The sequence below is a fragment of the Flagellimonas olearia genome (assembly GCF_004150225.1).
Lineage (GTDB): Bacteria > Bacteroidota > Bacteroidia > Flavobacteriales > Flavobacteriaceae > Flagellimonas > Flagellimonas olearia.
In genome coordinates this window covers 470,641-483,329 of sequence record NZ_ML142907.1, presented here as the reverse complement: position 1 = coordinate 483,329, position 12,689 = coordinate 470,641, and the positions used below count along the sequence as shown (strand labels likewise).

The following is a 12,689-nucleotide window of genomic DNA, read 5'->3' as shown; positions in this document are numbered from 1 at the left end:
CTATTAGCTTACGATGCAAATATATATCCAAAAGACAGTACTATGCAAAACAAAGTACTATAAATTAACATTTTTTTAACAAGTTGGAATCAATTCAAATTTGACTATTTTTAGACTTCCTAAATTAATGGTATGGCACTGACACCCAGTAAAATCAATACTTTTACCTTCTTTAAGCTCCCCTCTGCATGGTGGACGGGAATTCGTTTAACGTATATAGATGAGCAGAAGGCGTTAACTGCTGTAAAGCATCGGTGGATCAACCAGAATCCGTTTAAATCCATGTTTTGGGCGGTTCAAGGCATGGCCGCTGAGCTGAGTACCGGGGCTTTGGTTATGAATGAAATCCAAAAAAGTGGTAAGAAGATTTCCATGCTCGTGGCCAACAACAAGGCCACCTTTACCAAAAAGGCCACGGGACGTATCACTTTTACCTGCGAGGATGGTCATTTGATTGCCGACGCCATCCAAAAAACAATAGCCACAGGCGAGGGGCAGACCTGTTGGATGAAATCCGTAGGTGTGAATGCCGATGGAGTGGAAGTATCCACTTTTCACTTTGAGTGGACGGTGAAGGTGAAAAACTGATAGATTTCCTGCACCAAAAAAATAATTAATTTTTGATCATAGGTTTGAGGAGCAGAACTAGAATAGGTTGGATGAAAAATATTTTTTTACAAAAACTAAATAAATCAACACGATGCTCCCTATTTCAACAAAAAACCAAATTAAACTGGACCTAGTTGTTTTTTTATTGAACATCCTATAGTGTTTTGCTTCTATCCGATAATGCTCCGATTTTTGCGTATCCGAAAATTTGTATTTCTTGGAGAGCTTGTCAAATTCTTCCGCGAATCTTATCAAATCCTTTGAATTAAGTAGGATTTTTGTCAACTTATATCCCCAAATGAAAACGAGTAACAAAACAAAAAGGCTAACCATGGAATTCTTTAAAAAGGAGTTGGAAGATAGTGAATGATTATGGCAGAACCGTTGAAAATAATAAAAATTAGACCATTATATGCCTTGCTGTTTTTAGGGATAGGTCAATTATATGGTGCTTTTGTCATCTATAGATTGGGAGTGTTGACCATAAAAGAGGCATGGATCAACCAGGTATGCCTAATGGCAGTTCTGGGTATTATTGGGTGGTCCGTGTACCTGATATATTCGTTTTTGCAGTTTTACCGGTTGAAGGATGACAAGATTATTTTTAGAGAGCACAATTTTTCTCTTTTCGGGATTGAAATCAATTATAGTGATATTAAAGACTTTGGTATTGATGCATCTGATTCCGTTTTGTGTGTTAATATACACTTGACGTACTTGGAGGAACCCATCCCAATTGTGTCAAAATTCATGAAGTTGGATGAGTTCCATTTTCTTATGGGAACCTTGATTGAGAAAACCCACCAAAGTCAAGGATAAGGCTCATTTGGTATATTAAATGTAGGATAACCAGACAGTATTTAGTCTTTTATAAATGGAAGGTCTGAGGTATATGTAATGAGAAGGGTTCCTCAAAGGGTACTGAATTTTGGCCTTTACATGTAACAATACTCCAAGGATGCCTACTAACAGGTTATAAGATGGCAACTATATATTTAATACAATAAGTTAAACAAACATGAACGCACACGAAATAGACTATCACATTTATGGGGAAGAAATGCAATATGTAGAGATTGAACTCGACCCCCAAGAAGCTGTTGTGGCCGAGGCCGGCAGTTTTATGATGATGGATTCCGATATTCAAATGGACACCATTTTTGGTGATGGTTCCAACCAAGATTCCGGGGTTTTGGGGAAACTGTTCTCCGCAGGCAAGCGTTTGCTCACGGGTGAGAGTCTTTTTATGACCGCCTTCCTTAATATAGGTCAGGGCAAAAAGCTGGTAAGCTTTGCTTCGCCCTATCCGGGTAAGATCATTCCCATAGACCTTTCGGAAAAAGGAGGTAAGTTCATCTGCCAAAAAGATGCGTTTCTATGCGCCGCCAAAGGAGTTTCGGTAGGAATAGAGTTTTCCAGGCGCTTGGGCCGCGGATTTTTTGGAGGAGAAGGCTTTATCATGCAAAAACTGGAAGGTGACGGAATGGCCTTTGTGCATGCCGGGGGAACCATGGCCAAAAAGGTGTTGGGTCCGGGCGAGGTCTTGAAAGTGGATACTGGATGTATTGTGGGTTTTTCACAAACCGTGGATTATAATATTGAGTTCGTGGGCGGAATCAAGAATACCGTTTTTGGCGGTGAAGGATTGTTCTTTGCCACATTGCGGGGACCCGGTACCGTGTATATCCAATCTTTGCCGTTTAGCCGATTGGCCAGTAGGGTATGGGCCGCTGCTCCCAAAGGAGGTGGAAAGGATAAAGGGGAAGGTAGTCTTCTGGGTGGCTTGGGCGATTTGTTGGACGGGGACAATAGGTTTTAATTTTAGGAGTTAGGAGTTAGGAGTTAGGAGTTAGGAGTTAGGGAATGGTGTATGTACTATCCATGTTGGGAATTGGCATAATAGGTCATTTCGAGCGCAGTCGAGAAATCTTTTGTTTTATATATGTCTGATGTCTGATGTCTGATGTCTGATGTCTGAAGTCTGATTTCCCAAGAAGGTTTAGAGGTATTTTTCCTATGTTCGTACTATGAACTTTACAGACCTGTTCCAATTTCTGGAAGAACTTCAACAAAACAACAATAAGGAATGGATGGATGCCAACCGGAAATGGTACAAATCCCTCCGCAGCGATTTTATCGGGTGGTTGGATGACTTGGATTTGACCGTGGCACAATTGCATTCGGATTATTATCCCATTCCTGGAAAAAAAGGCATCAACCGAATCAATAATAACCTCATGTTCCATCCCAACAAGCCGGTGTACAAGGACCATTTTGGTGCGGGTTTGGACAAGGCACCCCATTCTGCTGATTTTTATATCGAAATTGGATTAAAGCACTGCATGCTGGCCGGAGGATTTTGGCGACCTGACCCCAAGACCCTGCGCAGTATTCGTGACGGGATAGATTACAATGGGGAGGAACTGCAGGCCCTATTGAATAAACCTTCTTTCAGAAAATTGTTTGGCGGTCTGTACGAAGATGAGAAACTGACCAATGCCCCAAAAGGGTTTTCCAACGATCATCCGCACATTCATTTATTACGGAACAAGACCTTTGCGGTGGTCCATGAGCTGAAAAGGGAAGAGGTCTTTCAAAAAGGATTCAAGGAAAAAATTGTGGAGGTGTATAAGGAAATGCTCCCTTTCCGCCAATATTTGAACAAAGCTGCATCAGTATGAAACATGGGAACGTAAGAAACATCACAAAAAAATTGCTCTCCAATAACTGGTATACCTTGAATAAGGTCACTTTTGAGTACCAACGGGAAGATGGGGAATGGGAGACCCAAATCCGCGAAGCCTATGACCGAGGCAATGGTGCGGTCATCCTGCTGTACAATACCCAAAAAGGAACCGTGGTACTTACCCGACAGTTTCGAATGCCCACTTACTTGAATGGAAATGAGGATGGGATGATGGTCGAGGCCTGTGCCGGGCTTTTGGAGAAGGGCAATGCCGAGGAGACCATTAAAATGGAAGTGGAGGAAGAGACCGGGTATAAGATAGATAAGGTAAAAAAGGTGTTCGAGGCCTATATGTCCCCAGGTTCCGTTACCGAAATACTGTACTTTTTTATTGGACAGTATGAAGATGCCATGAAAGTAGGCGAGGGCGGTGGAGCCGAGGATGAAACGGAGAACATCGAAGTTTTGGAAATGGATTTCAATGAAGCCCTACGGATGATGCAAACAGGCGAAATCAAGGATGCCAAAACCATTATGCTACTTCAATATGCCCAAATCAATAACCTTTTTAATAGGTAAGATAGAGCTCTTTGAGGGTTTCGTACATGGTTTTTCGCACTTCGGAAGACGGGATTCTAAAATGGTTGTTCATAAAACTGAAGATGAGCAACTTCCCCGATTTGGTCTTCACATAACCACTTAGATTGTAGTTATTGCCAAAAGAGCCGGATTTGGCAAACAAAAAAGGTTCGGTGGTGGGATCTTCCCACTCCTTTACGGTACTGGACGGACCCCACATGGGAAAAATTCCGAACAATCGCTCTTCCGGCATCTCGTTATGGAGTTTTTGGAGAATCTCCACAAAGGACCTCGGGGTAAAAAGATTGTATCGGGACAACCCGGAACCATCCACCCATCGGGGTTTTTGACTTAGGTCGCTATAATCGTGCTCCAGCATATAATCCATGGCTCTTTTGGTTCCCAAAGTATCTGAAATAGTGGAGGAGGCCGCAATCAGCAGTTGTTCTGCCAAGAAATTATCACTCTTGTACAGCATCTGTTTATAAATGGAATCGGTTTCCATGCCATAAAGGGTTTGCTTGGGCGTATCCGGAAAATGGTCCACTAGGACAATCTCCTTTTCCAGTACCGTTTCCAACAATGCTTTGGTAATGTTCTTGTCCGTGATGTAAGGAACTTCCAAAGTGTCCTGCTCCTTGGGGTCTATGAAAAATTGATTGGAAAACTCCACCCTGCTTTTCGGTTTTTTTTGCAGGCTCACACTCTCGGCAAAATAAGACGGGGACACTTGCAGACTATCCACTGCAGACAAGGTCACCACATTGGCATACAAGGGTAGGCTTCCTCTTTCGGGGGAAAAGTAAGTGTCGTAATCTTCCCATGCCCAACCGGGACCATATCTATCTTCTTCGATATTGTTGAGGTAGAGTGCAATGGTGCCTTGTTTTTTTAGCCATTGAATGGCCGTGCTGTCCTTTAAGTGCGGGTGTAACCATGATGGATCTCCCGTTCCTTCAATAAAAAGGGTATCGTTGGACACCGCATATTTTAGGGTAGGGATGTTTTTGGGAAGCATTTTCACCCCTGTATAGAAGGTTACCACCTTGGTATTGCTGGCAGGTAGAAAATAACGGTCACCGTTTTGATCATATAGGGTCTTTTGGGAATGGGCATCGACCACTACCAGACCGTGGAATGAATTTTTTAAGGGATCTTTTTGTAGCTGCGTGTTGAGGGTTTTCTTTACGGAAGAACATCCGATGACTAAGAATAATGATGTTAAAATACTGTATTTCAAATACTTGAAAGTTATTTGCATGAGGTAGTTTATCGAATTTAACACGAATTTATCCAATTTTTAACTGCGGGCACAAACAAACAATTAAGATTTTTTCTAAATTAGTAGTGCAACCATTTAATCCAATTTAATCAAAAATTCAATGCCCAGAGCCATGTTAGATTACACCAAAACAATCCTTCAAAAGGTGAGTTTTGATGCCAAACTCTTCGCTAAAGAATTGAAGAAAGCTGTTTCCAGGCTACTGCCAAGCGAAATAGAGGAACTTAAGATCTGGTTACAATTCTATATTTTGGACAAACCAGAACTACGACCCACATTATTATTGTTAAAAGCATAAACACGGGCCGCTGATTAGCGGCCCTTTTATTTTTGGGCCAAAGGGCTCACAATTTTTACATCCTGAAAGGCTATGGCACCACGGACAATACCCGAAATGACGTCTTTGAGGGCATCGGTTATCTGTATCTTGAGCTCACTTTTATGATAGATCAAACTGATCTCGCGGGCGGGGGATGGATTTTTAAAGGGTCGTATGTTGGGCCGTTTTTTAGGGTCTAGATGCAAGGAATTCAGATAAGGAAGTAGGGTCATTCCCATGCCTTCATCCGCCAAACTCACCAAGGTTTCAAAACTGCCACTTTCAATTTTGAACATTTCTCCCTGTACATTTTTGGAAGCTTTACACAGATTGATCACCCCATCCCTAAAACAATGTCCGTCCTGTAGTAGCAGCACATCGTTCACATCCAGGTCTTCTGTGGTGAGCATAGGTTCTTGGGACAATCGGTGGCTTTGCGGAACGTAGCCTACAAACGGCTCGTAATAGAGGGGACGTTCCTTGATAAACTCAATTTCCAATGGGGTGGCCGCAATACCGGCATCCAAATGCCCATCCAAGATATTCCGTATCATGGCATCCGTAGACTGCTCTTTTATAATAAGATTGACTTTGGGATATTTTTTAATGAACGTATTGAGGAACATGGGTAGCAAAGTGGGCATTACCGTGGGGATGATACCCAGAGTATAGTCCCCACCAATAAACCCTTTGTCTTGATCCACAATGTCTTTGATGCGCTCGGCTTCGGCAACAATATTTTTGGCCTGGTTTACAATTTTCTCTCCAACAGCAGTGATGGAAATAGGTTTTTTGCTCCGGTCAAATATCAAAACACCAAGTTCATCCTCCAATTTTTGTACCTGCATGCTCAACGTGGGCTGGGTAACAAAACTTTTTTCGGCGGCTAAGGTAAAATTCTTGTATTCTGCAACAGCAAGCACATACTGAAGTTGGGTAATGGTCATCAATTATAAATTTGAAGCATAAAAGTATAAAAAACCATCAGTTTAATCTATGGTAAACCAAGATATGTTTCCTTCCGTGAAAATGGAACAATAGATTTTGACCAAGCCTGTATTATGCGGCAAATCCCTATATTTATTTCATCTATAACCTCTTGTAAGCGTACAATGACCTCGGCACGACTCATGGATTTGGTGAATTTTTTAAAGGAAGTCCCGTTCTTTTCTGAAGTGGATAAGGCGTCGTTGTTGCAGTTGTGCAAAAATGGGGCGGAGGAACAATACCCAATCAATAGGACTATTATAAGAAAGGGAGAGCTAGGGGAGGCCATGTATGTTATTTTGGAAGGCCATGTCAAGGTGCATGATAAAGATCATATCTATGGGGAGCTTCACAAGGGCGAGTGCTTCGGGGAGTATGCCTTGATTGACAGTAAACCACGATCGGTATCGGTTACTGCGGAAGAAGAAACCCTTCTGTTAAAAATAGAAACCACTCATTTTCAGGAACTGATGGATTCGAACAGCGGATTTACAAAAGGGATCATGTCCGTTCTCATCAAAAGGCATAGGGAGCTGGATAGGGTCCAAGAGCGCCTGGCCTCATCAAAGAAGGAATTGGAATTGACCAACTCCAAGATGACGGGGCTCATCAATGGTGCCATGGATGCCATTCTAATGTTCGATGCCAACTTTAGGATATTCTTGGCCAACGATTCTGCAAAAAAGCTGTTGGAAAATGAAGATGTGGACCAGCGGAACGTTCTTTTCTTTTTGGATGAGGAGTCGGCCCAGCTGTTGGAATCCGTCTGCCAGAACGGGGCCGAAGGCTCAAACACCTATTTGCCCAAGATGGTAAAGATTATTGGATCCAATGGAAAGGAAACCCTCAATGAGGGAACGTTGAGTCATTACGGAAACGATACCGACACCTTTTATACGTTGATTCTTAGGAATATGGAGGATCGGTTGATGGCCGAAAATAAGATTACCTCCCTGGAAAGTCAGACCGAGTATTTACAGGAAGAAATCAAGGAGCTTACCCATGACCACGGTATCATTGCGGAACACAGTTCCATGAAAAAGGTGCTGGAGCTCATTCAACAAGTGGCCCAAACCCAAGCTACGGTTTTGGTGCATGGCGAAACAGGTACAGGAAAGGAATTGGTGGCCAGGGCCATTCATGAAGCCAGTGCCAGGAGCAATGGTCCTTTGATCCGTATCAATTGTGGGGCCATTCCTGCCAATTTAATAGAAAGCGAGCTTTTTGGACATGAAAAGGGCGCTTTTACTGGAGCGACCAACAGTAGAAAGGGACGATTCTTATTGGCGGACAAAGGCACCATTTTCTTGGATGAGATCGGGGAACTTCCGTTGGACCTCCAGCCCAAGCTGTTGCGGGTGATCCAAGAGGGGGAGTTTGACCCCGTGGGAAGCTCAACGACCATAAAGGTAAATGTACGGATCATTGCTGCTACCCATCGGGATTTGCTGAAACTGTCCAAGGAAGGTAAGTTTAGGGAAGACCTGTTCTATCGCTTGAACGTATTTCCGATTGAAATTCCCGCTTTGCGGGATAGGGGAAGGGATGTTTGTTTGATTGCCGATGACATGATCGGATACTTCTCCAAGAAAATAGGTAGAAAAATCAAACCCCTGACCTCGGCACAGCAGCAATTGTTTTTAGAATACGGATGGCCTGGAAATGTTCGTGAACTTCAAAACCTTATAGAAAGGGCCGTTATTGTTTCCCAAAACGGGGGGATAGATTGGTCTAACATCATCCCAAATTCCAACCCTTCAGAGGAGATGGTGCCAAAGATCAAGAACGAACATATTTATACTTCCCAAGAATTGATCCAACTGGAAAAGCAGAATATTCTGAACGCCCTCAAGAAATCCCAATGGAAGATTTCGGGGAAAAATGGTGCTGCAGCGCTATTGGGCCTGCGTCCCACCACACTAAACTCCAAGATAAAGGCACTGGGAATCTCCAGACCGGTCTAAATTGACGAAATCTCGTAAATATACTTACGAAATCTCGTAAATAAACGAAATTTCGTAAGTATCCTATTCGCTGTTTTTGATTTTAATTAATTGATTATCAATTATTTATATTTTTTGGCACAGCAAATGCATATTCTAAGGCAAATGTTAATCAATTAATCTTAAAAATCTAAAAACATGATTACAACAGCAAACATTAAGAACGGAGTAAACGTAGATCAACTAGTAGACACGATCAACGCAGTACAAGAAAACCCAGAATTGGCAAAGTTCGAGTTCAGGGCCAAAAACAACTGGATCGAGGGAGGTCATTGTGTGACCAGCATCCAAGATTATTATGGAGTAGGACAAGAGCATCCTGTAAGAAAGGATTCCTTTACCATGGAAGCCGACCACGTTGAGGTTCTTTTGGGCAAAGACCAAGCACCCAACCCAGCCGAGATTGTTTTGCACGCTTTGGGTTCTTGCCTAACAGGAGCCATGGCCTATCACGCTGCCGCCAATGGTATAGACATTGAAGGTGTTGAATCCAAATTGCATGGTGATGTGGACCTTCACGGATTTTTGGGGCTTGATCCTGAAGTGCGTAAAGGATACAATGGTATCACTGTAAAGTTCAAAGTGAAATCCGATGCTTCCGAAGAGCAATTGAGAGCCTTGTCACAATTCTCTCCCGTATTCGATATGATAACCAACCCAACTCCGGTTACCATCGAGTTTGAAAAGTAAGACGAAGCAAAATAGGCCGCCTAAAAATGGGCGGCTTATTTTTTTATCCAACGAACAAAAATTACCTCGCTCCCATGCAAAACCAGAAATACAGTATCGTAAATGGAAATCAGGCCGTAGCCCATGTAGCCTATCGTGCCAATGAGGTATTTCCCATTTATCCCATTACCCCATCTTCCGAAATGTCTGAACTGGTTGAGGAATGGAGCGCTTACCAACACGAAAATATTTTTGGCAATGTTCCTTCGGTTTTTGAAATGCAAAGCGAAGCAGGTGTGGCAGGGGCCATGCACGGTGCCTTGCAGACTGGATCATTGACCTCCACCTTTACGGCATCACAAGGATTGCTTTTGATGATGCCCAACATGTACAAAATAGCGGGTGAACTTAGCCCGAATGTGATCCATGTGGCCACAAGATCTGTGGCAACACATGCCTTGTCCGTTTTTGGCGACCATAGCGATGTTATGGCCGTTCGCAATACCGGATATGCCTTATTGGGTTCCGCCTCGGTTCAGGAAGCCATGGATTTTGCACTGATTTCCCAAGCGGCATCTTTAGCATCAAGAATCCCCTTTGTACATTTTTTTGATGGCTTTAGAACTTCGCATGAAGTTTCCAAAATAGAGAAGGTGTCCGACACTGTTATTGGTCAGATGATGGATATCGAAACCATACAGGCCCACAAAGACAGGGCATTGAATCCCAATACCCCCGTGATCAGGGGAACCTCCCAAGCTTCCGATGTATTTTTTCAAAGTCGGGAAGCGGTGAATACCTTTTATAATGCCTGTCCAGAAACCGTGCAGCAAAAAATGAACGAATTTGCCCAGCTTACCGGAAGGCAGTACCACATTTTTGAGTATGTGGGACACCCGCAAGCGGAACAGGTAATCATTGCCATGGCCTCAGGTACCGAGACCATTGAAACGACCATAGGTCATCTGAATGCCCAAGGAGAGAAGGTAGGACTGGTAAAAGTACTATTGTATCGACCTTTCAGTGTGGAATACTTTATCAAAAGCCTACCGGGCACGTGCAAGGCCATTGCCGTTTTGGATAGAACCAAAGAACCTGGTTCCGTAGGGGAGCCTTTGTATCTGGATGTGACCCAAGCCTTGGTGCAAAACCATAAAAATGGTTTTCTCCCCAAAATTGTTGGAGGAAGGTATGGGTTGGGTTCCAAGGAATTTACACCCCCTATGGTCAAATCCATCATTTCCAATTTAAAGCAAGAAGTGCCGAAGAATAATTTTACGGTAGGCATTTCGGACGATGTGACCCATTTGAGCCTTCCCAAACCTGAAATGGAGGTTGCCATTCCCTTTGGTGACCAGGCCCTGATCTATTCGGTCAAAAATCCAAAAACTTCAGAGCAGTTTAAAAATTTTTTGCAGTATGTGGGAAATACAGAAGGCAAATTTGTACAAGGCTATGAGGAGTGCGACTATAGAAAATCAAACTCCCGAAATGTGGCCCACCTTCGGATTTCCAATTCGCCCATAAAAGCACCTTTTTTGGTGTCCAATGCGGATTTTGTGGCCTGTGAAAATCTTCAATTTCTTGAAAAAGACTCTGTCTTGGAGCGTGTAGCCTTTCAAGGGGTGGTCATGGTGCTATCCGAAGACCAGTCCACTGAAGTGTGGAATACACTTTCCGAGGAAACCCAAAAGACCATTCAAAAGAAGCAGGTGAAACTTTATGTGGTCAGTAGTGAAAAACTATCGGAATCTATAATTAATAGTGGCGAAAACATTTCTGCTTTGCATGCCAGCTATTTGATGATGAACAACCCTGTTTCCAGCCATCAAATCTTTTCTGTAGGGCGTGAAGAAATCAAAAGGGTGGATACGTCATCCATAGATCAACATATCGAACGGGAATTGAATAGGGATGAAGACTTTGCACAAACGCTTTTAGGTCGACTTTTGGCTGGCAAGGGGGACGAAGCCCCAGTGAGTCTACTCCCCGTGGATGGAACCTATCCAACGGGAACCTCAATATATAATGATAGGGAACTGGCCAAAGAACTCCCCAGTTGGAACCCGGATCAGTGTATACAGTGTGGTGCATGCAGCATGGCATGTCCATCTGGGGCACTACGCATAAAGGCCTATGACACCAAAAGTTTAGGGGAAGCCCCTTCACAGTGGAAATCTATGGAAATATTGGCCGAAATGGAAGGACTCAATCTATTGGATTATACCATTCAGGTAAATCCGGATCAGTGTACGGGTTGTCATAACTGTGTGGATGCTTGTCCTGCCAAAGCTCTTGTAATGACCCATGGCAAATCCCGTTTGGAGCAGGAAAAGGAACATTGGGATTATTTTGATGCCATTCCAGAGATGGACCGAACTAAAATTGATGTTTCCAAAGTAAGTCAACAACAATTGCAGGAACCCCTGTTCAAGTATCCTATGGGTGAGGATGGGTGCGGGCAGGCCACCTATTTAAAAGTAATGTCACAATTGTTTGGTGATCGTTTGTTGGTGGCCAATGCCACCGGGGCAAGTTCCATTTTTGGGGGAGCACTCCCCACCACACCATGGAGCAAAAACAAAGAGGGTAGGGGACCTGCCTGGTCCAACTCCTTGTTTGAGGACAATGCGGAGTTTGGTTTGGGATTTAGATTGTCCCTGGACCAACAGGAATTGGAAGCACAGAAGTTGCTTCAAAAGCTTTCAGGATTTATCGGTGACCGATTGGTTCGGGATATTTTAAATGCGAGGCAAACCACGGAGCAGGAAATCAACCGGCAAAGGAACCGTGTTGACCAATTAAAATCCATACTGAAGAAAGTCCAACTGCCCGAAGCAAGAATACTGTCCAGAAATGCCGATAGCTTGGTAAAGAAAAGTGTATGGATCGTTGGAGGTGATGGTTGGGCCTACGATATTGGTTATGGAGGATTGGATCATGTCTTGGCATCGGGAAGGAATGTGAACATTTTGGTATTGGACAACGAGGTGTATTCCAATACGGGCGGACAAATGTCAAAGGCGACGCCGTATGGGGCATCGGCAAGATTTGCTGCCAAAGGAAAACAGAAACCAAAAAAAGATTTGGGCGCTTTGGCCATGCAGTATGAAGATGTTTATGTGGCATCCGTGGCCATTGGGGCAGATCAAGAACAAACCTTGAAGGCTTTTGTGGAAGTGGAACGTCATGATGGACCGTCCATCATTATCGCATATTGCCATAGCCCTGCCCATGGGATTGATATGAGACATCCTTCCCAATACCACAAAGCTGCGGTCGCATCGGGGCAGTGGTTGTTGTATCGTAATGATCCCTCGAAGGTGGAAAAAGGTCTTGCTTCGCTACAATTGGATTCGGAACGACCCAACCTACCTGTGGAGAACTATTTGCGTATGGAAAAACGGTTTGATGCCTTTTTTGATAGGGAGGATGATACTTCTACAAGATTCTTTCAAAAAGCCCAGCAAAATGTGGATAATCGGTTTGAACGGTATAGCCATTTGGCTATTTCGAATACGCTGGAATTGAGTTCGGTATATTAGGCGGTATTGT

Annotated in this window: 11 protein-coding genes; 9 read left to right on the top strand and 2 right to left on the bottom strand. The window is 43.5% G+C overall.

Annotation, left to right across the window (positions count from 1 at the left end):
* Positions 1 to 132: 132 nt before the first annotated feature.
* The 5 genes from DN53_RS02220 (at position 133) to nudK (ending at position 3,874) form a co-directional block, all read left to right on the top strand.
* Positions 133 to 588 carry a DUF4442 domain-containing protein gene (locus tag DN53_RS02220; protein WP_129652781.1) on the top strand — a complete coding sequence of 152 codons (456 nt, stop codon included), beginning with the start codon at positions 133 to 135 and terminating at the stop codon, positions 586 to 588.
* A 393-nt stretch (positions 589 to 981) separates the two neighbouring features.
* Complete coding sequence (locus DN53_RS02215) at positions 982 to 1,428, top strand: hypothetical protein (RefSeq protein ID WP_129652780.1); 447 nt, start codon at positions 982 to 984, stop codon at positions 1,426 to 1,428.
* 199 nt (positions 1,429 to 1,627) lie between these two features.
* Positions 1,628 to 2,428, top strand: coding sequence for a TIGR00266 family protein (locus tag DN53_RS02210; protein ID WP_129652779.1), 801 nt, complete (start codon positions 1,628 to 1,630; stop codon positions 2,426 to 2,428).
* A gap of 208 nt (positions 2,429 to 2,636) precedes the next feature.
* The gene (locus tag DN53_RS02205) at positions 2,637 to 3,290 is read left to right on the top strand and encodes a DUF2461 domain-containing protein (protein ID WP_129652778.1); all 654 of its coding nucleotides are present in this window, start codon (positions 2,637 to 2,639) and stop codon (positions 3,288 to 3,290) included.
* Complete coding sequence (gene nudK, locus DN53_RS02200) at positions 3,287 to 3,874, top strand: GDP-mannose pyrophosphatase NudK (protein ID WP_129652777.1); 588 nt, start codon at positions 3,287 to 3,289, stop codon at positions 3,872 to 3,874. The genes DN53_RS02205 and nudK overlap by 4 nt, the downstream gene beginning before the upstream one ends.
* On the opposite strand, the gene DN53_RS02195 is transcribed toward nudK, so the two are convergent.
* Entirely contained in the window at positions 3,864 to 5,135 is a 1,272-nt protein-coding gene (locus DN53_RS02195; protein WP_129652776.1) for a D-alanyl-D-alanine carboxypeptidase, read from the bottom strand. The two genes, nudK and DN53_RS02195, sit on opposite strands and share 11 nt — an antisense overlap.
* A 121-nt stretch (positions 5,136 to 5,256) precedes the next feature.
* Between DN53_RS02195 and DN53_RS18040 the strand changes: the two genes are divergently transcribed.
* Positions 5,257 to 5,454, top strand: coding sequence for a hypothetical protein (locus DN53_RS18040; RefSeq protein WP_116218058.1), 198 nt, complete (start codon positions 5,257 to 5,259; stop codon positions 5,452 to 5,454).
* A gap of 26 nt (positions 5,455 to 5,480) precedes the next feature.
* On the opposite strand, the gene DN53_RS02185 is transcribed toward DN53_RS18040, so the two are convergent.
* Positions 5,481 to 6,422: a LysR substrate-binding domain-containing protein gene (locus DN53_RS02185; RefSeq protein ID WP_129652775.1), complete on the bottom strand. Its 942-nt coding sequence runs from the start codon at positions 6,420 to 6,422 to the stop codon at positions 5,481 to 5,483.
* 165 nt (positions 6,423 to 6,587) lie between these two features.
* On the opposite strand from DN53_RS02185, the gene DN53_RS02180 reads away from it, so the two are divergent.
* From DN53_RS02180 to DN53_RS02170, 3 genes are all read left to right on the top strand, one after another.
* Complete coding sequence (locus tag DN53_RS02180; protein WP_165357222.1) at positions 6,588 to 8,426, top strand: sigma 54-interacting transcriptional regulator; 1,839 nt, start codon at positions 6,588 to 6,590, stop codon at positions 8,424 to 8,426.
* Between the two features lie 177 nt (positions 8,427 to 8,603).
* Entirely contained in the window at positions 8,604 to 9,155 is a 552-nt protein-coding gene (locus DN53_RS02175; protein ID WP_129652773.1) for an OsmC family protein, read from the top strand.
* 74 nt (positions 9,156 to 9,229) lie between these two features.
* A complete protein-coding gene (locus DN53_RS02170) occupies positions 9,230 to 12,679 on the top strand; it encodes a 4Fe-4S binding protein (RefSeq protein ID WP_129652772.1) in 3,450 nt (1,149 codons plus the stop codon).
* The last annotated feature ends 10 nt before the right edge of the window (positions 12,680 to 12,689 follow it).

Bases quoted from the DNA above. Each gene is read 5' to 3' on its own strand.
- DN53_RS02220 (WP_129652781.1), top strand. From the start codon at position 133: ATGGCACTGACACCCAGTAAAATCAATACTTTTACCTTCTTTAAGCTC.
- DN53_RS02215 (WP_129652780.1), top strand. From the start codon at position 982: ATGGCAGAACCGTTGAAAATAATAAAAATTAGACCATTATATGCCTTG.
- DN53_RS02210 (WP_129652779.1), top strand. From the start codon at position 1,628: ATGAACGCACACGAAATAGACTATCACATTTATGGGGAAGAAATGCAA.
- DN53_RS02205 (WP_129652778.1), top strand. From the start codon at position 2,637: ATGAACTTTACAGACCTGTTCCAATTTCTGGAAGAACTTCAACAAAAC.
- nudK (WP_129652777.1), top strand. From the start codon at position 3,287: ATGAAACATGGGAACGTAAGAAACATCACAAAAAAATTGCTCTCCAAT.
- DN53_RS02195 (WP_129652776.1), bottom strand. From the start codon at position 5,135: ATGCAAATAACTTTCAAGTATTTGAAATACAGTATTTTAACATCATTA.
- DN53_RS18040 (WP_116218058.1), top strand. From the start codon at position 5,257: ATGCCCAGAGCCATGTTAGATTACACCAAAACAATCCTTCAAAAGGTG.
- DN53_RS02185 (WP_129652775.1), bottom strand. From the start codon at position 6,422: ATGACCATTACCCAACTTCAGTATGTGCTTGCTGTTGCAGAATACAAG.
- DN53_RS02180 (WP_165357222.1), top strand. From the start codon at position 6,588: ATGACCTCGGCACGACTCATGGATTTGGTGAATTTTTTAAAGGAAGTC.
- DN53_RS02175 (WP_129652773.1), top strand. From the start codon at position 8,604: ATGATTACAACAGCAAACATTAAGAACGGAGTAAACGTAGATCAACTA.
- DN53_RS02170 (WP_129652772.1), top strand. From the start codon at position 9,230: ATGCAAAACCAGAAATACAGTATCGTAAATGGAAATCAGGCCGTAGCC.